General features: G+C 72.9%; 14 protein-coding genes and 1 tRNA gene. 3 read left to right on the top strand and 12 right to left on the bottom strand.

Annotated elements, in window-relative coordinates:
* Position 1: 1 nt before the first annotated feature.
* Entirely contained in the window at positions 2-2,740 is a 2,739-nt protein-coding gene (polA, locus tag ACI8AF_RS17655) for a DNA polymerase I (protein WP_456541043.1), read from the bottom strand.
* Between the two features lie 80 nt (positions 2,741-2,820).
* On the opposite strand from polA, the gene ACI8AF_RS17650 reads away from it, so the two are divergent.
* Positions 2,821-3,225, top strand: a complete 405-nt coding sequence (locus ACI8AF_RS17650; RefSeq protein WP_456541042.1) for a PaaI family thioesterase — start codon at positions 2,821-2,823, stop codon at positions 3,223-3,225.
* Between the two features lies 1 nt (position 3,226).
* On the opposite strand, the gene ACI8AF_RS17645 is transcribed toward ACI8AF_RS17650, so the two are convergent.
* The 7 genes from ACI8AF_RS17645 to ACI8AF_RS17615 form a co-directional block, all read right to left on the bottom strand.
* A complete protein-coding gene (locus tag ACI8AF_RS17645) occupies positions 3,227-3,823 on the bottom strand; it encodes an N-acetyltransferase family protein (protein WP_456541041.1) in 597 nt (198 codons plus the stop codon).
* 116 nt (positions 3,824-3,939) lie between these two features.
* Complete coding sequence (locus ACI8AF_RS17640; RefSeq protein WP_456541040.1) at positions 3,940-4,656, bottom strand: ABC transporter ATP-binding protein; 717 nt, start codon at positions 4,654-4,656, stop codon at positions 3,940-3,942.
* Positions 4,656-5,471 (bottom strand): ABC transporter ATP-binding protein, encoded by an 816-nt coding sequence (locus ACI8AF_RS17635; protein WP_456541039.1) that lies wholly within the window; start codon positions 5,469-5,471, stop codon positions 4,656-4,658. Before ACI8AF_RS17635 ends, ACI8AF_RS17640 begins: the two co-directional genes overlap by 1 nt.
* Complete coding sequence (locus ACI8AF_RS17630; protein WP_456541038.1) at positions 5,464-6,660, bottom strand: branched-chain amino acid ABC transporter permease; 1,197 nt, start codon at positions 6,658-6,660, stop codon at positions 5,464-5,466. Before ACI8AF_RS17630 ends, ACI8AF_RS17635 begins: the two co-directional genes overlap by 8 nt.
* The gene (locus ACI8AF_RS17625; protein WP_456541037.1) at positions 6,657-7,646 is read right to left on the bottom strand and encodes a branched-chain amino acid ABC transporter permease; all 990 of its coding nucleotides are present in this window, start codon (positions 7,644-7,646) and stop codon (positions 6,657-6,659) included. The genes ACI8AF_RS17630 and ACI8AF_RS17625 overlap by 4 nt, the downstream gene beginning before the upstream one ends.
* Positions 7,647-7,724: 78 nt before the next feature.
* On the bottom strand, positions 7,725-8,882 hold the full coding sequence (locus ACI8AF_RS17620) for a branched-chain amino acid ABC transporter substrate-binding protein (RefSeq protein WP_456541036.1): 1,158 nt from the start codon (positions 8,880-8,882) through the stop codon (positions 7,725-7,727).
* Positions 8,883-9,049: 167 nt separating this feature from the next.
* Positions 9,050-9,649, bottom strand: a complete 600-nt coding sequence (locus ACI8AF_RS17615; protein WP_456541035.1) for an ANTAR domain-containing response regulator — start codon at positions 9,647-9,649, stop codon at positions 9,050-9,052.
* Positions 9,650-9,746: 97 nt separating this feature from the next.
* On the opposite strand from ACI8AF_RS17615, the gene ACI8AF_RS17610 reads away from it, so the two are divergent.
* Positions 9,747-9,820, top strand: a tRNA-Leu gene (locus ACI8AF_RS17610).
* 144 nt (positions 9,821-9,964) lie between these two features.
* A complete protein-coding gene (locus tag ACI8AF_RS17605; RefSeq protein WP_456541034.1) occupies positions 9,965-11,713 on the top strand; it encodes an aminotransferase class V-fold PLP-dependent enzyme in 1,749 nt (582 codons plus the stop codon).
* Between the two features lie 9 nt (positions 11,714-11,722).
* Here the strand turns inward: ACI8AF_RS17605 and ACI8AF_RS17600 are convergent, their stop codons facing one another.
* From ACI8AF_RS17600 to gltB, 4 genes are all read right to left on the bottom strand, one after another.
* The gene (locus tag ACI8AF_RS17600) at positions 11,723-12,589 is read right to left on the bottom strand and encodes an acyl-CoA thioesterase (protein WP_456541033.1); all 867 of its coding nucleotides are present in this window, start codon (positions 12,587-12,589) and stop codon (positions 11,723-11,725) included.
* A complete protein-coding gene (gene pyk / locus ACI8AF_RS17595) occupies positions 12,586-14,001 on the bottom strand; it encodes a pyruvate kinase (RefSeq protein WP_456541032.1) in 1,416 nt (471 codons plus the stop codon). The genes ACI8AF_RS17600 and pyk overlap by 4 nt, the downstream gene beginning before the upstream one ends.
* A gap of 144 nt (positions 14,002-14,145) precedes the next feature.
* Complete coding sequence (locus ACI8AF_RS17590; RefSeq protein ID WP_456541031.1) at positions 14,146-15,633, bottom strand: glutamate synthase subunit beta; 1,488 nt, start codon at positions 15,631-15,633, stop codon at positions 14,146-14,148.
* Positions 15,626-20,269: a glutamate synthase large subunit gene (gltB, locus tag ACI8AF_RS17585; RefSeq protein WP_456541030.1), complete on the bottom strand. Its 4,644-nt coding sequence runs from the start codon at positions 20,267-20,269 to the stop codon at positions 15,626-15,628. Before gltB ends, ACI8AF_RS17590 begins: the two co-directional genes overlap by 8 nt.
* Positions 20,270-20,305 lie beyond the last annotated feature (36 nt).

Raw genomic sequence — 20,305 nt, 5'->3', positions numbered from 1 at the left:
CCTAGTGGGCGGCGGCGTCCCAGCTGGCGCCGAAGCCGACCGACACCTCGAGCGGCACCGACAGCTGCGCGGCCCCGGCCATCTCGCGGCGGACCAGGGCCTCCAGCGCCTCGCGCTCCCCCGGCGCCACCTCGAGCACGAGCTCGTCGTGCACCTGCAGCAGCATCCGCGACGAGAGCCCCTCGGCCGCGATCGCCTTCTCCACGTCGAGCATGGCGACCTTCATGACGTCGGCGGCCGAGCCCTGGATGGGGGCGTTGAGCGCCATCCGCTCGGCCATCTCCCGGCGCTGCCGGTTGTCGCTGGTCAGGTCGGGCAGGTAGCGGCGCCGGCCGAGGGTCGTCTCGGTGTAGCCGGTCTGCCGCGCGTCGTCGACGACGCCGTCGAGGTAGTCGCGGATCCCGCCGAAGCGCTCGAAGTAGGCGTGCATCTGCTCGCGCGCCTCCTCCGGGGTGATCCGCAGCTGCTGGGCCAGCCCGTAGGCCGACAGCCCGTACGCCAGGCCGTAGCTCATCGCCTTGATCCGCCGCCGCATCTCCGGGTCGACGTCCTCGATCGGGATGCCGAACGCCCGGGAGGCGACGAAGGAGTGCAGGTCCTCCCCCGACGTGAACGCCTCGATGAGGCCCTCGTCGCCGGACAGGTGCGCCATGATCCGCATCTCGATCTGGCTGTAGTCGGCGGTCATCAGCGACTCGTAGCCGCTGCCGACCACGAACGCCTGCCGGATCTGGCGGCCCTCGGCCGAGCGGATCGGGATGTTCTGCAGGTTCGGGTCGATCGACGACAGCCGGCCGGTGGCGGCGATCGTCTGCTGGAACGTGGTGTGGATCCTCCCGCCGTCGTCGACCATCGGGATCAGCCCGTCGATGACGGTGCGCAGCCGGGTGACGTCGCGGTGGCGGAGCAGGTGCTCGAGGAACGGGTGCCCGGTCTGCGCCAGCAGGCTGGTCAGCGCGTCCGCGTCGGTGGTGTACCCACTCTTGATCTTCTTCGTCTTCGGCAGGCCCAGCTCGTCGAACAGCACGACCTGCAGCTGCTTGGGCGAGCCGAGGTTCACCTCGCGGCCGATGACGGCGTAGCACTCGTCGGCGGCGGCGGCGACCTCGTCGGCGAACTGCCGCTGCAGCTCGGTGAGGAAGTCCAGGTCGGCGGCGATGCCCCGCTGCTCCATGCGAGCGAGCACGAACGACAGCGGCAGCTCCAGCTCGCCCAGCAGCCGGTCGCCGCCGCGCTGGCCGAGCACGCTCTCCAGCGCGTCGGAGAGGTCGTTGACCGCGACGGCCTTGAGGACGTCGACCTTCGCGGCCTCGGCGGCGAGGTCCTCCTCGGAGGGCCCCATGCCGTCGAGGGTCAGCTGCGCCTCCTCGGCGGCGGCGTCCTTCAGCTCGCGCCGCAGGTAGCGGACGGCGAGGTCGCCCAGGTCGAACGACCGCTGCCCGGGCAGCGCCAGGTACGCGGCGAGCGCGGTGTCGCTCACCACCCCGGCGAGGTCCCAGCCGCGCGCCCAGACGGCCAGCAGCGGGCCCTTGACCTCGTGCACGACCTTGGGCTTCGACGGGTCGGCGAGCCAGGCGGCCAGCGCCTGCTCGTCGGCGGCGTCCAGCGACGGGCCGAGGTCGACGAAGGTGGCGGCGTCGTCGCCGGCGGCCAGGGCGAGCCCGGTCAGCTCGCCGGTGCCGCGCCCCCAGGTACCGCGGAAGATCAGCCCGGTGCGGCCGGTCGCGTGGGTGGCGAGCCAGTCCCCGAGCGCGCCGGGGGCGACCTGGTCGACCGAGACGTCGAAGCCGCCCTCCACCTCCGGCTCTGCGCTGGTCAGCGTCGCGAACAGCCGCTCGCGCAGCACCCGGAACTGCAGGTTGTCGAAGAGGGTGTGCACCTCGTTGCGGTCCCACGGCTGCACGGCGAGGTCGGCCGGCCCGACCTCGAGCGGCACCGACCGGTCGAGCTCGGTCAGCCGCCGGTTCTGCAGCACCGAGGACAGGTGCGCCCGCAGGGCCTCCCCCACCTTGCCCTTGACCGTGTCGACCCGGTCGACCAGCTCGTCGAGGGAGCCGTACTCGCGGACCCACTTGGCCGCGGTCTTCTCCCCCACGCTCGGGATGCTCGGCAGGTTGTCGCTCGGGTCGCCGCGCAGCGCGGCGAAGTCGGGGTACTGGGCCGGCGAGAGCCCGTACTTGGTCTCGACCTCCTCCGGCGTGAACCGGGTGAGGTCGGAGACGCCCTTGCGCGGGTAGAGCACGGTCACGTGCTCGTCGACCAGCTGCAGCGCGTCGCGGTCGCCGGTGCCGATGAGCACGTCCATGCCCTGCTCCACCGCCTGCACGGTGAGCGTGGCGATGACGTCGTCGGCCTCGTAGCCCTCGGCGGTGATGAACGGGATGCGCAGCGCGCCCAGCACCTCCTGGATCAGGCTGACCTGACCGCGGAAGTCGGTGGGGCTCTCCGACCGGTTGGCCTTGTACTCGGCGTAGATCTCCGAGCGGAAGGTCTTGCGGCCGACGTCGAAGGCGACGGCGAGGTGCGTCGGCTGCTCGTCGCGCAGGATGTTGATCAGCATCGACGTGAAGCCGTAGACCGCGTTGGTCGGCTGTCCCGTCGTCGTCGAGAAGTTCTCGACGGGCAGCGCGAAGAACGCGCGGTAGGCCAGCGAGTGGCCGTCGAGGAGCAGCAGCCGGGGGCGGGGCCCCGTCGTCGGAGCGGCGGCGGAGGGCGCGGGGGCGGAGACCGGAGCGGACATCGGAGCCGATCCTAGGTGTGACCGCCGACAACGCCGTCCCCCCGCACGGAGCGGCGGGCGGGCCTGGTTACCGTCCCCGGGTGACCACCACCCGTCCCGCCTGGATCCCGGAAGGCACGATCAGCCCGCTCGACGACAAGCTGGGCATCCGGATCACCGATTACGACCCCGACCGGCTCGTCGCCACGATGCCGGTCGCGGGCAACCAGCAGCCGTACGGCCTGCTGCACGGCGGGGCCACCTGCACGCTGATGGAGACGGTCGGGTCGTGGGCCGGGGCCCTGCACGCGGGGCCGGAGCGGCAGGTCGTCGGTGTCGAGCTGAACGTCAGCTACCTGCGCTCGGCGACCGCGGGCTCGGTGACCGCCGTCTGCACGCCCGTGCGCCGCGGCCGCACCCTCGCGACCTTCCTCATCGAGGTCAGCGACGAGCAGGGCCGGCCGACCGCGACCGGCCGGCTGACCACGCTGGTCAAGGAGGCCTGAGCTACCGGTCGGCGACGGGGGCGTCGCGCCGGCCGAGGGCGGGCACGCGCCGGGGCACCGGCACGCCCAGCCGGCTGCGGCGCCAGGTGAGCAGCGAGCTCACGAGGGTCTCGCGGGGCACGATCCGGCGGGTGGCCAGCGGCGCGAAGCCCATCCGGGACAGGAAGCGCTGCCGTTCGGGCTCGTGCCCGCCGCAGGTGGCGACGACGTGCTGGGCGCCGACCTCCTCGGCGTGCGCGGCCGCGGCGGCGAGCAGCGCGGCGCCGACCCCGCGCCGCCGGTGCTCCCGGTGGACGACGAGGTTGTCCACGGTCACCTGCGGCGCACCGAGGACGACCGACAGCGGCTCCACGCCGAGCACCGCGAGCCCCACCGCCCGCTCGCGCCCGCCGCCGTCGTCGACGGCGAGGACGACGCGGTGGTCGGGATCGGCGAGCAGCCGGGCGAAGCCGGCCGCGGTCGCCGAGCCGGGCAGCTGACCGGTGAGCAGCCCCTCGGCGTGCGCCTCGGCCCGGTGCTGGCGCACCAGCTCCAGGACGGCGGTGAGGTCCTCGGCCTGCGCGATGCGCACGCTGCAGGACGACGACGACAGCGCCACGCGCGCACGCCAACCGGAACCCGGCACCGCAGCCTCCCCTGGACGGTGCCCGAAGAGTGCACCCGCAGAGGTCCGGGGAGGCGGCGGCGCGCCGGACGTCATCTATCTGGTGCGCGTCACACGTCGCCGCCGAGGTAGGCGGCGCGCACGCTGTCGTCCTGCGACAGTTCGGCGCCGGTGCCCTCGCGCATGATCTCCCCGGTCTCGAGGATGTAGGCGCGGTCGGCGATCCGCAGCGCCTGCGCGGCGTTCTGCTCGACCAGCAGGATCGTCGTCCCCTGCTCCCGGATGTCGGTGATGATCGAGAAGATCTGCTGGATCAGCTTGGGCGCCAGCCCCATGGAGGGCTCGTCGAGCAGCAGCAGCTTCGGCCGCGACATCAGCGCCCGCCCGATGGCCAGCATCTGCTGCTCGCCGCCGGACATGGTGCCGGCCGGCTGGGTGCGCCGCTCCAGCAGCCGCGGGAACAGCGTGAAGACGCGCTCGAGGTCGGTCGAGCGGGTCTTGGCCCGGTCGGCCCGCGCGTAGGCGCCCATGTCGAGGTTCTCCTCGACCGACATGCCCGGGAAGATCCGCCGTCCCTCCGGCGACTGGCTGATGCCCAGCGGCACCCGCTCGTGCGACGCCATGTGGGTGACGTCCCGCCCCTGGAAGCGGACGCTGCCCGCCCGGACCTTGCGCAGCCCGGAGAGCGTCTTCAGCGTCGTCGTCTTGCCGGCGCCGTTGGCGCCGATGAGCGTGACGACCGAGCCCTCCTCGACGACGAAGCCGATGTCGCGGATCGCCTCGATGCGGCCGTAGTTGACGCACAGCCCCTCGACCTCGAGCAGCATCAGGCGCTCGCCTCCTCGTCGGTCTCGGTGCCCAGGTAGGCGGCGATGACGGCCGGGTCCTCGCGGATCTCGGCCGGCAGCCCCTCGGCGATCTTGCGCCCGAACTCCAGGACGGCGATCCGGTCGCTCACGCCCATCACCAGGCTCATGTCGTGCTCGATGAGCAGCACGGTGAGCCCGCTGTCGCGGATCCGGCGGATCAGCTGCATGAGCTGCCGCTTCTCCGCCGGGTTGAACCCGGCCGCCGGCTCGTCCAGGCACAGCAGCTTGGGCCGGGTCGCCATGGCGCGCGCGATCTCCAGGCGCCGCTGCTCGCCGTAGGAGAGGTTGCGGGCCAGCTCGTCGGCCCGCCGCTCCAGGCCCATGAACCGCATGACCTCGCGGGCCGTCTCCTCGCCCTCCTGCTCCTCGCGGCGGTGCCGCGGGGTGCGGAACAGCGCGTTGGCGACCCCGGTCCGGTGGTGCGCGTCGGCGCCCACCAGCACGTTCTCCCGCGCGGTCATGTTCGGGAACAGCCGGATGTTCTGGAACGTCCGGGCGATCCCGAGTCGGGTGATCGCGTGCCGCTTGCGCCGGCCGAGCGGCGCGCCGGCGAAGCGCACCGAGCCCGACGTCGGCTGGTAGACGCCGGTCATCACGTTGAAGCACGTGGTCTTCCCGGCGCCGTTCGGCCCGATCAGGCTGAAGATCTCGCCCTCGCGCACGTCGAAGCTGACGCCGTCGAGGGCCAGCAGACCGCCGAAGCGGATGCTGACGTCGTCGACCGACAGGAGCACCTCGCGGGCGGCCCGGTCGGCGGGGACGGGGTCAGACACGCTCTGGCTCATCGATGTCGGTCCCCTCTTCCAGTGCTTCCTGTTGCTCGTCGGCGGCCTTCGCCCGTCTCGCGCGGCGCGGCGGCAGCAGGCCCTGCGGCCGGAAGTTGGCCAGCAGCAGGAGCGCGAGGCCGAAGACCAGCAGGCGCCACTCCTCGAAGCCGCGAAACCGCTCGGGCAGGTACGCGACCACGATGGCGCCGAGGATGACGCCGTAGCGGTTGCCCGCGCCACCGACGACGACGGCGGCGACGAACAGGATCGACAGCAGCAGCTGGAACGACTCGGGGTTGATGAACCCCTGCCGGGAGGCGAACAGGGCGCCCGAGAGGCCGCCGATGAACGCGCCGGAGGCGAAGGCCAGCAGCTTGAACTTGAACGTCGGGACGCCCATGAGCTCGGCGGCGTCCTCGTCCTCGCGGGTCGCCTCCCACGCCCGGCCCACGCGGGACAGCCGCAGCAGCCGGTCGGCGCCCAGCACCAGGAAGATGACCGTGAGCGCCAGCCAGTAGTACGGCGCCTGGTCGGCGACGCCGAAGGTGAGGAACGTCGTCGTGTCGTCGAGGTCGACGAAGGCGGTGAAGCCGTCCCACGACAGGTGCGGGATCTCGAACAGCTCGACGCTCGGCGGCCTGGGGATCTGGGTGATGCCCCGGGCCTCGCCGAGCCACTCGGTGTTGAGCGCCGTCAGCCGGATGATCTCGCCGAACCCGAGGGTCACGATGGCGAGGTAGTCACCGCGCACCCGCAGGGTGGGCGCGCCCAGGAGCACGCCCGAGATGGTCGTGAGGATCACGGCCAGCGGGATGAGCAGCCACCACGACCACTGGAACTGCAGCGACCCGAAGACGGCGACGGTGTAGGCGCCGATCGCGTAGAACCCGACGTAGCCGAGGTCGAGCAGGCCGGCGTAGCCGAGGACGATGTTGAGCCCGAGCGCCACCAGCACGTAGCTGGCCACCGTGAACAGCACGGCGCCGAAGTCGGTGTCGGGCGTGCTGATGATCGGCAGCTCGAGCAGCGGCAGCGCGTACAGGAAGACGACCAGCAGGGCGACCAGCGCCCACTTGACCGGCTTCGGCAGGGCGTCCACCCGGCGCGCCAGCGCCCCGCGGTCCCACCCGGGGCGCTTGCGGCGCGACCCGGCCGCGGTCGCGGTGGCGCCGGTGGCCTTCGACGGGGCGCTCATGCGCGGGCCCTCCCCAGGCTCTCGCCGAGCAGCCCGCTCGGGCGGAACAGCAGGATGACGACGAGGAGGAGGAACGCGACGACATCGCGCCACTCCGACCCGACGATGGCAGAACCGTAGTTCTCCGCGAGGCCCAGGACGAACCCGCCCAGCAGCGCCCCGCGGATGTTGCCGATGCCGCCCAGGACGGCGGCGGTGAACGCCTTGACGCCCAGCAGGAAGCCGGCGTTCCAGCGCGTGACGCCGAACCGCATGAGGTACAGCAGCGCGGCGGCGCCGGCCATGACGCCGCCGACCAGGAACGTCGTCCGGATGATCCGGTTGCGGTTGACACCCATGAGCGCGGCGGCCTCGGCGTCCTGCGCCACGGCACGGATGCCGCGGCCGGCACGGGTGCGGCGGATGAACTGGTCCAGCGCGATCATCATCACGACCGCGCTGACGAGGATGATCAGGTCGACGTTCGTCACGGTGTAGCCACCGATCGTGAACACGCCCTCGGTCTCGAGCGGGTTGAGGAACCGGGTGTTGTCCCGGGCCGCGCGCACGTAGGTGTCGAGGTCGTCGCGCAGGCCGAAGAAGTCGGCGATGCGGTCGCGCAGGCCCATGAACTCGGCGAGCGCGAAGCTGGCGCCGATGGCGCTGATCAGCGCGACGAGCTTGGGGGCGTCGAGGCGGACGAGCCGGCGGTAGGCGACCCGCTCGAGGAGCAGGGCCACCCCGCCGCTCACCGCCATGGCGGCGATCAGGGCCAGCAGCAGGACGCCGATCGCGGTGATGAGCGGGCCACCCGGCGAGACGCCGAGGGTCACGGTCACCCAGACGGCGGCGAAGCTGCCGAACATCCAGACCTCGGAGTGCGCGAAGTTGATCAGCTGCAGCACGCCGTAGACCAGCGTGTAGCCGAGCGCGACGAGGCCGTACACCGCACCGAGGACGAGGCCGGTGATCGTGAGTTCGACGAAGTTGTTGAGGAGGAAGGTCACGCAGGCCTCCGGGCCGGAGCGGAGGACACGGCCGGGCCCCTCGCGGGACCCGGCCGTGCCTTCAGGGACGGTCGTCGATCAGGAGGTGGGGATCTCCTGGTCGGCGACGATCTCGCCGCCCTCGACCTTGTAGGCCCACACCGCGATCTCCTCGACCTCACCGTTGTCGCCGAAGGAGACGTTCTTGGTGATGCCCTCGCCCGAGTAGCCGTTCACGAACTCGAGCATGGCCTCGCGGTCGGTGCTGCCGTCGTCGATGCCGGCGAGGAACACGTTGGCCGCGTCGTAGGCCTCGGCCGAGTAGGTGCCCGGCGCGGAGCCGAACGCCTCCTCGTAGGCGCTGAAGAAGTCCTGCTGCTCCTCCGGGGGCAGGCAGGGGCAGGTGATGATCGTGCCCTCGGCGGCGTCACCGGCGGCCTCGATGAAGCCCGGGTCCTTGACGCCGTCGGCGACCACGAACGTGGCCTCGACACCGGCGCCCCGCATCTGCTGGACGATCAGGCCCGCCTCGGCGTAGTAGCCACCGAAGAACACCGCCTCGGCGCCCGAGTCACGGATGGCCGTGACCGTGGCCGAGAAGTCGGTCTGACCGGTCTGGATGGTGTCGGTGCCGACGACGGCGTCGCCGAGGTCCTCGACCACGATCTCGGCCAGGCCGGCGCCGTACTCCGAGGCGTCGTCGACGACGAACACCGACTGGCTGCCCAGCACGTCGTTGATGTAGGACGCGGCCGCCGGGCCCTGGGTGGCGTCGTTGCCGAGGATCCGGTGGAACGTGTCCCAGCCGTTCTCGGCCAGCGCCGGGTTGGTGGCCGACGCGGTGATCGTCGGCAGCCCGCCCTCGGCGAAGATCGGGCCGGCGGTGTTGGACTCGCCGGAGAAGGCGGGGCCGACGATGCCGACGACGTTCTCGTCGCCGATGGCCTGCGTGGCCAGACCGGTCGCCTGGTTGGGGTCACCCGCGGAGTCGTACTCCTCGAGCGTCACCTGGCAGTCGGCGTTCTCCTCGTTGTGCTGGTCGACCGCCAGCTGGACGCCGTTGCGGATGTTGATGCCGAGGTTCGCGGCCGCACCGGTCAGCGCGCCGAAGAAGCCGATGGCGACGTCCTCGCAGCTGCCGGCCTCCGAACCGCCGCCGCCCGAGCCTTCGTCGTCACCGCCCGTGGTGCCGCCGCACGCGGTGAGCACGAGCGCCGCCGCGATTAGCGCACCACCGCTCTTGATCGAGAAACGCACATGACCTCCCGTGCCTGGTCGGCGAGCCGCCTGTCGGCACGCCGGACGTTTTCCGCCGTCCCGCGGGACAGCGCCGGGTCACAGTAGGTCGCGAGATGCACCCGCGGGGACGGCCTGGGACCAGTCGTGACCGTCTCGTGATCGCAGAAGTCGCGGCGAGGGCGGCCTCAGGCCGGAGAATTCTCCGGCGCGGCGTCCTCGGCCAGCAGCTTCTCGGCGAGTGCCTTCATCGACGTGCGCTCGTTCATGGCGGTCCGCTGGATCCAGCGGAAGGCCTCGGCCTCGGTCAGCCCGCGCTCGGCCATGAGCTTGCCCTTGGCCTTCTCGACGACCTTGCGGGCCTCCAGGCGCTCCTCCAGCGAGCGCACCTCGCCGTCGAGCGCCGTCATCTCGGCGAACCGGGCGCGCGCCACCTCGATGGCCGGCACCAGGTCGTTCTTCGAGAACGGCTTGACCAGGTAGGCCATGGCGCCGGCGTCGCGGGCGCGCTCGACCAGCTCGCGCTGGCTGAAGGCGGTGAGCACGATGACCGGGGCGGTGCGGGCCTGGGCGATCTGCTCCGCCGCGGACAGGCCGTCGAGGACCGGCATCTGGATGTCGAGGATGACGAGGTCGGGCCGCAGCTGCTGGGCCTGGTCCACCGCCTGCTGCCCGTCGCCCACCTCGGCGACGACGGTGTAGCCCTCCTCCTCCAGCATCTCCTTGAGGTCGAGGCGGATCAGCGCCTCGTCCTCCGCGATGAGGACCCGGGTCGTCTCGCTGCTCACGGTCCGGAAGCCTAGCGGCGCGGACCGTGCGTCGTCCGTGCCGTTCACCACGCCCGGAACGCTGCCCGCTACCCTGCTGGGGCCGGTACCCCGGCGCGCCCCCGTACCCCAATCGGCAGAGGGAGCGGATTCAAAACCCGCGCAGTGTGCGTTCGAGTCGCACCGGGGGCACGGTGCTGTGCGTGCGGGTCGGCCCGCGCCGGCGGCCGCGGAGCCGCGTCACGGCACGGCTCCACGGTCGGTCCCTGGGCTCGAGCCGGCCGGGTGTCGGCCCCGCTCGCGGTCAGCCGACCCGGCGGTCAATACGGTGACTGCGTGACCGGCCACATGACGCCCGAGCAGTTCCGCCAGCACGGCCACGAGGTCGTCGACTGGATCGCCGACTACTGGGCGCGCATCGGGTCGTTCCCGGTCCGCTCGCAGGTCTCCCCCGGGGACGTCCGGGCCGCGCTGCCGCCGGCGCCGCCCGAGCAGGGCGAGCCGTTCGCCGCCGTCCTGGCCGACCTCGACCGCGTCGTCCTGCCCGGCCTCACGCACTGGCAGCACCCCGGCTTCTTCGGCTACTTCCCGGCGAACACCTCCGGCCCGTCGGTCCTCGGCGACCTGGTCAGCGCCGGGCTCGGCGTCCAGGGGATGTCGTGGGTGACCAGCCCGGCCGCGACCGAGCTCGAGCAGCACGTCCTCGACTGGTTCGCCGACCTGCTCGACCTGCCGGGGTCGTTCCGCTCCACCGGCACCGGCGGCGGCGTCGTGCAGGACTCCAGCTCGGGGGCCAACCTGGTCGCCCTGCTCGCGGCGCTGCACCGCGCCGGCAAGGGCGCCACGGTGCGCCACGGCGTCGAGCCGGACCGCGCCACGGTCTACGTCTCGGCCGAGACGCACTCGTCCATGGAGAAGGCGGTGCGGATCGCCGGCCTGGGCAGCGACGCCGTCCGGGTCGTCGAGGTCGACGGCGACCTGGCGATGCGGCCCGCCGCGCTCCGGGCGCGGCTGGAGCGCGACACCGCCCGCGGCTACACGCCCGTCCTGGTCTGCGCCACGGTCGGGACGACGTCGACGACGGCGGTCGACCCGCTGGCCGAGCTCGGCCCGATCTGCCGCGAGGCAGGCGTGTGGCTGCACGTCGACGCCGCGTACGCGGGCGTGAGCGCGGTCGTGCCCGAGCTGCGCGAGCTGCAGGCCGGCGTCGAGTGGGCCGACAGCTACACCACCGACGCGCACAAGTGGCTGCTCACCGGCTTCGACGCCACCCTGTTCTGGGTCGCCGACCGGGCCGCCCTCACCGGCGCGCTGGCGATCCTGCCCGAGTACCTCCGCAACGCCGCCACCGACGCCGGCGCCGTCGTCGACTACCGCGACTGGCAGATCGAGCTCGGCCGCCGCTTCCGCGCGCTCAAGCTGTGGTTCGTGCTGCGCTGGTACGGCGCCGAGGGGCTGCGCGAGCACATCCGCGGCTCGGTGGCGCTGGCGCAGGAGCTGGCGTCGTGGGCCGACTCCGACCACCGGTTCGACGTCCCCGTGCCGCACCCGCTCTCGCTGGTGTGCCTGCGGCCGCGCTGGGCCGCCGACGTGGACGCCGACGTGGCGACGATGACGCTGCTGGAGCGGCTCAACGACGGCGGCGAGGTGTTCCTGACCCACACCACGGTCGGCGGGCAGGTGGTGCTGCGGGTGGCCGTGGGCGCGCCGGCGACGACCCGGTCGCACGTCGAGCGGGCCTGGGCGCTGCTGTGCGAGAACCACGACTGGCTGGCGAACGACTTCGCCGAGCAGGCGGCGCAGCGGGCGGCCGAGGAGGCGGCGGCCCGCGCCGAGGCCGCTCGCCTCGCCGAGGAGCGGCGCGCGGCCCGGGAGGCAGCCGAGCGCGAGGCCGCAGCCGAGCGCCGGACAGCAGCCGCGCGCCAGACGGCGGCCGAGCCGGCACCCCAGCCGGACGAGGCCGTGGCCGAGGCCGAGGCCGAGGCGTCCCCCGCGGACCCGGCCGCGCCGGTGGTCGAGACGCCGGCGAGCCAGGACGAGTCGCTCACCCAGGCGGTCTCCCAGGAGGACCTGCCCACGCCTTGAGCCCGCGGCTCAGGGCGCCAGGGACCGGATGAGCCCCTCCTGGGCCACGGTGGCCACGTGGGTGCCGTCGGCGGCCCAGATCTGCCCGAGGCACAGCGCCCGGCCGGCCGAGGCGGCCGGGCTGTCCCCCTCGTAGAGGAACCACTCGTCGGGCCGCACCGGCGCGTGGAACCACACGGCGTGGTCGAGGCTGGCGCCGATGAACCCGCCCCAGCCCACGCCGAGGCGGGCGACCCCCGCCGAGAGCAGCGTCAGGTCGCTGGCGAAGGTCAGCGCCGCGGCGTGTACGGCGGGGTCGTCGGGCAGCCGGCCCAGCACCCGCAGCCACGTGCGGTGCTGGGTGTGCGGCGGCTGCTTCGCCGTGGGCTCGAACGGGTCCTCCAGGAACCGCTGCTCGATGGCGACGCCCATCGCCTTCATCCACGCCGCGCGCTCGGGGTGCCGGTCGAACATCTCCGGGATGCCGGGGAGCCCGTCGGGCCCGGGGACGTCGGGCATCGGCAGCGAGTGCTCGGCCACCGCCGCCTCCCCCGCCGTGAAGTCGGCGGTGAGCGCGAAGATCGCGACGTCCTCGCCCTTGCGCTGCTGCTGGGCGAGCACGCGGCGGGTGGTGAACGTCCGGCCGTCGCGGAGCCGCTCGACGACGTAGCGGATCTCCTCCGCCGGGTCGCCCGGGCGGAGGAAGTAGGAGTGCAGCGAGTGCACCGGCCGCTCCCCCGGCACGGTCAGGCCCGCGGCCATCAGCGCCTGCCCGGCCACCTGGCCGCCGAAGATGCGCTGCTGCTCCGTCGTCGGCGTCTGCCCCACGAACACGTCGTGGTCGCGCTCCTCGAGGCCCAGCACCGCCATCAGCGGCGCCGTCCCCTCCCCCGTCACGAGTCCGTGCCCACCTCGTGCACGCGGATCAGGTTGGTGGATCCGACGGTGTTCGGCGGGCTGCCGGCCACCACCACGACCCGGTCGCCCTCCTTGAGCCGGCCGATGGCCAGCAGCGAGAAGTCCACCTGCCGGACCATGTCGTCGGTGTGCGACACCGCGGGCACGATGAACGTCTCCACGCCCCAGGAGAGGGCCAGCTGGCTGCGCACGCGCGCGTCGACGGTGAACGCCAGCAGCGGCTGGCGCGGGTGCAGCGCGGCCAGCCGGCGGGCGGTGTCGCCGGTCTGCGTGAAGGTGGCCAGCGCCTTGACGCCGAGGATCTCGCCGATGTCCTTGGCCGCGCGCACGATCGCGCCCGACCGCGACCGCGGGACCCGCACCAGCCCCGGCACGGGGGCGTGCTCGCTCTCGACCGCGTCGATGATCCGCTCCATCGTCCGCACGGCGGCGATCGGGAACTTCCCGACCGACGTCTCGCCGGAGAGCATCACCGCGTCGGCCCCGTCGAGGACGGCGTTGGCGACGTCGGAGGCCTCGGCGCGGGTGGGCCGCGACGAGCCGATCATCGACTCGAGCATCTGGGTGGCCACGATGACCGGCTTGTTGCGCTCGCGGGCGGCCTGGACGGCGCGCTTCTGGACCAGCGGCACCTTCTCCAGCGGCAGCTCCACGCCCAGGTCGCCACGGGCGACCATGATCCCGTCGAAGGCCTCGACGATCGCCTCGAGGTTCTCGATCGCCTCGGGCTTCTCCAGCTTGGCGATGACCGGGACCTCGATGTCCTCCTCGCGCATGATGTCGCGCACCAGCTCGACGTCGTCGGGCGAGCGGACGAACGACAGGGCGACGAAGTCGACCGACAGGTGCAGGGCGAAGCGGAGGTCCTCCTCGTCCTTCTCCGACAGCGGCGGCACGCTGACCGCGACGCCGGGCAGCGACAGGCCCTTGTTGTTCGAGACCGGGCCGCCCTCGACGACCAGGCACCACACGTCGGGGCCGTCGACGTCCACCACCGACAGGGCCAGCTTGCCGTCGTCGACCAGCAGCCGGTCGCCGACGCGCACGTCGCCGGCCAGGCCCTTGTAGGTGGTCGACACGCGCTGGGCGGTGCCCTCGACGTCCTCGACGGTGATGCACACGCGGCTGCCGGTCTCCCAGACCGCGCGGCCGTCGGCGAACGTGCCGAGGCGGATCTTCGGGCCCTGCAGGTCGGCCAGGACGGCGACGGCGTGGCCGGTGTGGTCGGAGGCCTGCCGCACCACGGTGTAGGCGGCCTGGTGGTCGGCGTGCGACCCGTGGCTGAAGTTCAGCCGGGCCACGTCCATCCCGGCCTCGACGAGCGCCGTGACCTGCTCGAGGGAGCTGGTGGCCGGGCCCAGGGTGCAGACGATCTTCGCGCGGCGGGGCATGGGGAGAACGCTATCGGCCGGGCCGGGACGCCGCGGGTCCGACCCCTGTGAACGCTCACATGCGGCCCCACCAACCCCAGGACGTGACAGGGGGCCGGGCCCCGCCGCGACGGCGGGACCCGGCCCCTGGTGCCTGCGCGGGCGCTAGCGCAGCGCGACGGCGGTGGGTGTGATGGGCCGCGGCAGCATCGAGCCGCCGGTCAGCCAGGCGTCGACGGCGCCGGCCGCCGCCCGGCCCTCGGCGATCGCCCACACGATGAGCGACTGCCCGCGGCCGATGTCGCCGGCCACGAAGACGCCGGGGACGCTGGACATGAACTCGCCGTCGCGGACCACGTTGCCGCGCTGGTCCACCTCCACGCCCAGCGTGTCGACCAGGCCCTCGCGCTGCGCGCCGGTGAAGCCCATGGCCAGCAGCACCAGCTCGGCCGGCAGCTCGCGCTCGGTGCCCTCGACCTTCCGGAACCGGCCGTCGACCCGCTCGACCTCGTGGAGGAGCAGCGCGCGGACCCGGCCCTCGTCGTCGCCCAGGAAGCGCTCGGTGTTGACCGAGTAGAGCCGCTCGCCGCCCTCCTCGTGCGCGCTGGAGACGCGCATGATCATCGGGTACGTCGGCCACGGGTTGTCGGCGCCCCGGCGGTCCGGCGGTGCCGGCATGATCTCCAGCTGGGTGACCGACGCCGCGCCCTGGCGGTGCGCGGTGCCGAGGCAGTCGGCACCGGTGTCACCGCCGCCGATGATCACCACGTGCTTGCCGGTGGCGGTGATCGGCGGGGCGTCGAGCTCGCCGAGGGCCTGGCGGTTGCCGAAGGGCAGGTACTCCATCGCGAGGTGGATGCCCGCCAGCTCCCGGCCCGGGGCGGGCAGGTCGCGGCCGACGGTCGCCCCGCCGGCGAGCACGACCGCGTCGAAGTCGCCGCGCAGCTGCTCGACCGACAGGTCGGCCTCCGCCGACCCGCCGACCTCGACGCCGGTGACGAACCGCGTGCCCTCGGCGCGCATCTGGTCCAGCCGCCGGTCCAGGACGGCCTTCTCCATCTTGAACTCGGGGATGCCGTAGCGGAGCAGCCCGCCGATCCGGTCGGCCCGCTCGAAGACGGTCACGTCGTGCCCGGCCCGGGTCAGCTGCTGGGCGGCGGCCAGCCCGGCGGGGCCCGAGCCCACGACGGCGACCTTCTTGCCCGTGCGCTCCTGCGGCGGCACCGGCTTGACCAGGTCGCGCTGGAACGCCTGGTCGACGATCTCCCACTCGATCTGCTTGATCGTGACCGGCGACTCCTGCAGGTTCAGCACGCAGGAGCCCTCGCACGGCGCCGGGCACAGCTTCCCGGTGAACTCCGGGAAGTTGTTGGTCGCGTGCAGCCGCTCGATCGCCTCGGTCCAGTCGTCGCGGCGGGCGAGGTCGTTCCACTCCGGGATCAGGTTGCCCAGCGGGCAGCCGTGGTGGCAGAACGGGATGCCGCAGTCCATGCAGCGGGCCGCCTGCTCGCGCACGGCGGTCACCGGGAAGACGGCGTCCTCCCCGTTCTGCCGGGAGAGGTAGACGTCCTTCCAGTCCAGCAGCCGCAGCTCGACCGGGCGCCGCGGGGGCAGCTTCCGCTCGTACTTCAGGAATCCGGTCTGGTCAGCCACGAGCGGCCTCCATCAGGGCAAGGTCGACGTCGGTCCCGTTGGCCTCGGCCATCCGCTGGGCCTCGAGCGCCCGGCGGTAGTCGCGCGGCATGATCACGCTGAACTGGTCGGCCCAGCGGCCCCAGTCCGCCAGCAGCGCGGCGGCGACCGGCGACTCGGTCTCGGCGTGGTACCGCACGAGCACCTCGCGCAGCCAGTGCGCGTCCTCGCCGTCCAGCGCCTCGACGTCGACCATCTCGGGGTTGACCCGGTGCCGGGCGAGGTCGAGGACGTAGCCGATGCCGCCCGACATGCCGGCGGCGACGTTGCGGCCGGTGGGACCGAGGATCACCGCGCGGCCGCCGGTCATGTACTCCAGCGCGTGGTCGCCGACGCCCTCGACCACGGCCAGCGCGCCGGAGTTGCGGACGCAGAACCGCTCGCCCACCCGGCCGCGCAGGAAGATCTCGCCGCCGGTGGCGCCGTAGGCGATGACGTTGCCCGCGATGACGTTGTCCTCGGCGGCGAAGGTGGCCTCGCGCGCCGGGCGGACGACGATCCGCCCGCCGGAGAGGCCCTTGCCCACGTAGTCGTTGCCGTCGCCGAACAGCCGCATGCTGATGCCGCGCGGCAGGAAGGCGCCGAAGGACTGGCCGGCCGACCCGGTGAAGGTCAGGTCGATGGTGCCGTCGGGCAGGCCCTCGCCGCCGAAGCGGCGGGTCACCATCGAGCCGAGCATCGTGCCCACGGTGCGGTTGACGTTGCGCACCGGCAGCTCGAGGCTGACCGGCCGCGCGTCGAGCAGCGCGCCCTCGCACAGCTGGATCAGCGTCTGGTCCAGCGCGACGTCGAGGCCGTGGTCCTGCTCGCGGACCTGGCGGCGCACCGCGCCCTCGGGCAGCTCCGGCACCGACAGCATCGGCGACAGGTCCAGCCCGGCGGCCTTCCAGTGGTCGACCGCCTTGCGGGTGTCGAGCAGCTCGACGTGGCCGACGGCCTCGTCCAGCGAGCGGAAGCCCAGCTCGGCGAGGTACTGCCGCACCTGCTCGGCCAGGAACTCGAAGAACGTGACGACGAACTCCGGCCGCCCGGTGAACCGCTTGCGCAGCTCCGGGTTCTGCGTGGCCACGCCGACCGGGCAGGTGTCGAGGTGGCAGACGCGCATCATCACGCAGCCGGAGACCACCAGCGGCGCGGTGGCGAAGCCGTACTCCTCGGCACCGAGCAGCGCGGCGATCACGACGTCGCGCCCGGTCTTCATCTGCCCGTCCACCTGGACGACGATGCGGTCGCGCAGCCCGTTGGCCAGCAGGGTCTGCTGGGTCTCGGCCAGCCCCAGCTCCCACGGGGAGCCGGCGTGCTTGAGCGAGGTCAGCGGGGCGGCACCGGTCCCGCCGTCGTGCCCGGAGATCAGGACGACGTCGGAGTGCGCCTTGCTCACCCCGGCCGCGACCGTCCCGACCCCGACCTCGGCGACCAGCTTGACGTGGACCCGCGCCTGGTTGTTGGCGTTCTTCAGGTCGTGGATCAGCTGCTTGAGGTCCTCGATCGAGTAGATGTCGTGGTGCGGCGGCGGGCTGATCAGCCCCACGCCCGGCGTGGAGTGCCGGGTGCGCGCCACCCACGGGTAGACCTTGCCGCCGGGCAGCTGGCCGCCCTCGCCGGGCTTGGCCCCCTGCGCCATCTTGATCTGGATGTCGTCGGCGTTGACCAGGTACTCGCTGGTGACGCCGAACCGGCCGCTGGCCACCTGCTTGATCGCCGAGCGGCGCAGGTCGCCGTTGGGGTCGGGGACGAACCGGTCGGGGTCCTCGCCGCCCTCACCGGTGTTCGACCGCGCGCCGAGCCGGTTCATCGCGATGGCGAGCGTCTCGTGGGCCTCCTGCGAGATGGAGCCGTAGCTCATCGCGCCGGTGGAGAACCGCTTGACGATCTCGCTGACCGGCTCGACCTCCTCGATCGGCACGGGCGGGCGCACGCCGGTCTTCAGCGTGAAGAGCCCGCGCAGCGTCGCCGCCTCCTCGGAGAGCTGGTCGACCGTCTTCGTGTACCGCTCGAAGACGTCGTACTGCCGCGCGCGGGTGGCGTGCTGGAGGAGGAACACCGTCTCGGGGTTGAACAGGTGCACCTCGCCCTCGCGGCGCCACTGGTACTCGCCCCCGGTCTCGAGCTTGCGGTGCGCGCGCTCGGTCGGGTTCGGCGGGTAGGCACGGCGGTGGCGGATCGCCACCTCCTCGGCCAGGACGTCGATGCCGACGCCGCCGAGCGGGCAGGAGGTGCCGGTGAAGTACTCGTCGACGATCTCGCGGGACAGGCCGACGGCCTCGAAGATCTGCGCCATCGTGTACGAGCCGACGGTGCTGATGCCCATCTTGCTCATCACCTTGAGCACGCCCTTGCCGAGCGCCTTGACCACGTTGCGCACGGCCTGGGACGCCTCGACGCCGGTGAGCGAGCCGTCGCGGATGAGGTCCTCGATCGACTCGAACGCCAGGTAGGGGTTGACCGCGGCGGCGCCGTAGCCGAGCAGCAGGGCGACGTGGTGCACCTCGCGGCAGTCGCCGGACTCGACGACCAGGCCCACCTTCATCCGGGTCTTCTGCCGGACGAGGTGGTGGTGCACCGCGGAGGTCATCAGCAGCGAGGGGATCGGCGCGCGCTTCTCGTCGGCGTCGCGGTCGGAGAGCACGATGATGCGGGCACCCGCCGCGATCGCCTTGCTGACCTTGGTCCGCAGGTCCTCGATGGCCTGGGCCAGCGCCGGCCCGCCGCCGTTGACGTCGAAGTGACCGGTGATCCGGACGGCGGCGAAACCGGGCAGGTCGCCGTCGTCGTCGATGTGCAGGATCTTGGCCAGCTCGTCGTTGTCGATGACCGGGTACGGCAGGAACACCTGCCGGCAGGAGGCCGGCGCGGCCTCCAGGAGGTTCTGCTCCGGGCCGAACGTGCGCCCCAGGCTGGTGACCAGCTCCTCGCGGATCGCGTCCAGCGGCGGGTTGGTCACCTGGGCGAACAGCTGGCCGAAGTAGTCGTAGATCAGCCGCGAGCGGTCCGAGAGCGCCGCGACCGGGGTGTCGGTGCCCATCGAGCCGATCGGCTCGGCGCCGGCCGAGGCCATCGGGGTGAGCAGCAGCCGCAGCTCCTCCTCGGTGTAGCCGAAGACCAGCTGGCGGCGGACGACGGACTCGTGGCTGGGCCGCGACCGGCGGCGCTCGGGCAGCGAGGGCAGCTGCACCAGGCCGGCGTGCAGCCAGTCGTCGTAGGGCTGGGCGGTCGCCAGCTCGCCCTTGACCTCCTCGTCGGAGACGATCCGCCCCTGGGCGGTGTCGACGAGGAACATGCGGCCCGGCTGCAGCCGGCCCTTGGCCACGACGTCGCCGGCCGGGATGTCGAGGACGCCGACCTCGCTGGCGAGCACCACCAGGTCGTCCTTGGTGTGCCACCAGCGGCCCGGGCGCAGCCCGTTGCGGTCGAGGACGGCGCCGATGAGCGTGCCGTCGGTGAAGGCGACCGCGGCCGGCCCGTCCCACGGCTCCATGATCGAGGAGTGGAACCGGTAGAAGGCCCGGCGGGCCGGGTCCATCTCGTCGTGGTTCTCCCACGCCTCCGGGATCATCATGAGGATCGCGTGCGGCAGCGACCGGCCCGACAGGTGCAGCAGCTCGAGCACCTCGTCGAAGGTCGCCGAGTCGCTGAAGTCGCTGGCGGTGATCGGGAAGATCCGGTCCAGGCCGAGCTCGGCGGCGGGGCTGCCCTCGGGGGCGTCGAAGAGCTCGGTCTCCAGCATCGCCTCGCGGGCGCGCATCCGGTTCCGGTTGCCCTTGACGGTGTTGATCTCGCCGTTGTGGGCGATCAGCCGGAACGGGTGGGCCAGCGGCCAGCTCGGGAACGTGTTGGTGGAGAACCGGCTGTGCACCAGCGCGATCGCCGACTCGTAGCGCTCGTCGCGCAGGTCGGGGAAGAACGCCGGCAGCTGGTCGGTGGTCAGCATGCCCTTGTAGCCGAGGGTGCGCGAGGACAGCGAGACGACGTACAGCGAGCTGCCGGCCTCGCGGGCGGAGCGCTCGGCCCGCTTGCGCAGCACGAAGGCGCGCCGCTCGAGCCGGCTCACGCCGTTGCAGGTCACCGGGCCGCCGTAGGCCTTCGTGTCGGCGCGCGCGGCCATCGTCTCGGCGACGAAGACCTGAGCGAAGTGCGGCATGACGGCCAGCGCGGTCGGGCCGACGTCGGCGCCCTCGGGGTCGACCGGGACCTCGCGCCAGCCCAGGACGGTCAGGCCCTCCTCGGCGGCCAGCCGGGCGACGTCCTCGACCCGCGCGGCCCGCTGGGCCTCGTCGACGGGGAGGAAGGCCAGGCCGACGGCGTACTCGCCGAGCGGCGGCAGCTCGAACCCGACGCTGGCGCGCAGCAGCGCGTCGGGGATCTGCGTGAGGATGCCCGCGCCGTCGCCGGAGTTCGGCTCGGAGCCGGCGGCGCCCCGGTGGTCGAGGTTGTGCAGCGCGGTCAGCCCGGCGGCGACGATCGCGCGGGACCGGCGCCCGCGGGCGTCGGCGACGAAGGCGACGCCGCAGGCGTCCTTGTCGTTCGCCGGGTCGTAGAGCCCGGAGGCCTGGGGCACCGCGGAGAACGGCACGGCGGGGGCGGAGAGCTCGGACATGTCACTCCCGTCGTCGGCTGGCGCCCGCGCCGGTCG

This window comes from Blastococcus sp. SYSU D00669, assembly GCF_054050715.1.
The sequence above is the reverse complement of the archived record's forward strand: the minus strand, read 5'-3'. Positions and strand labels throughout refer to the sequence as shown.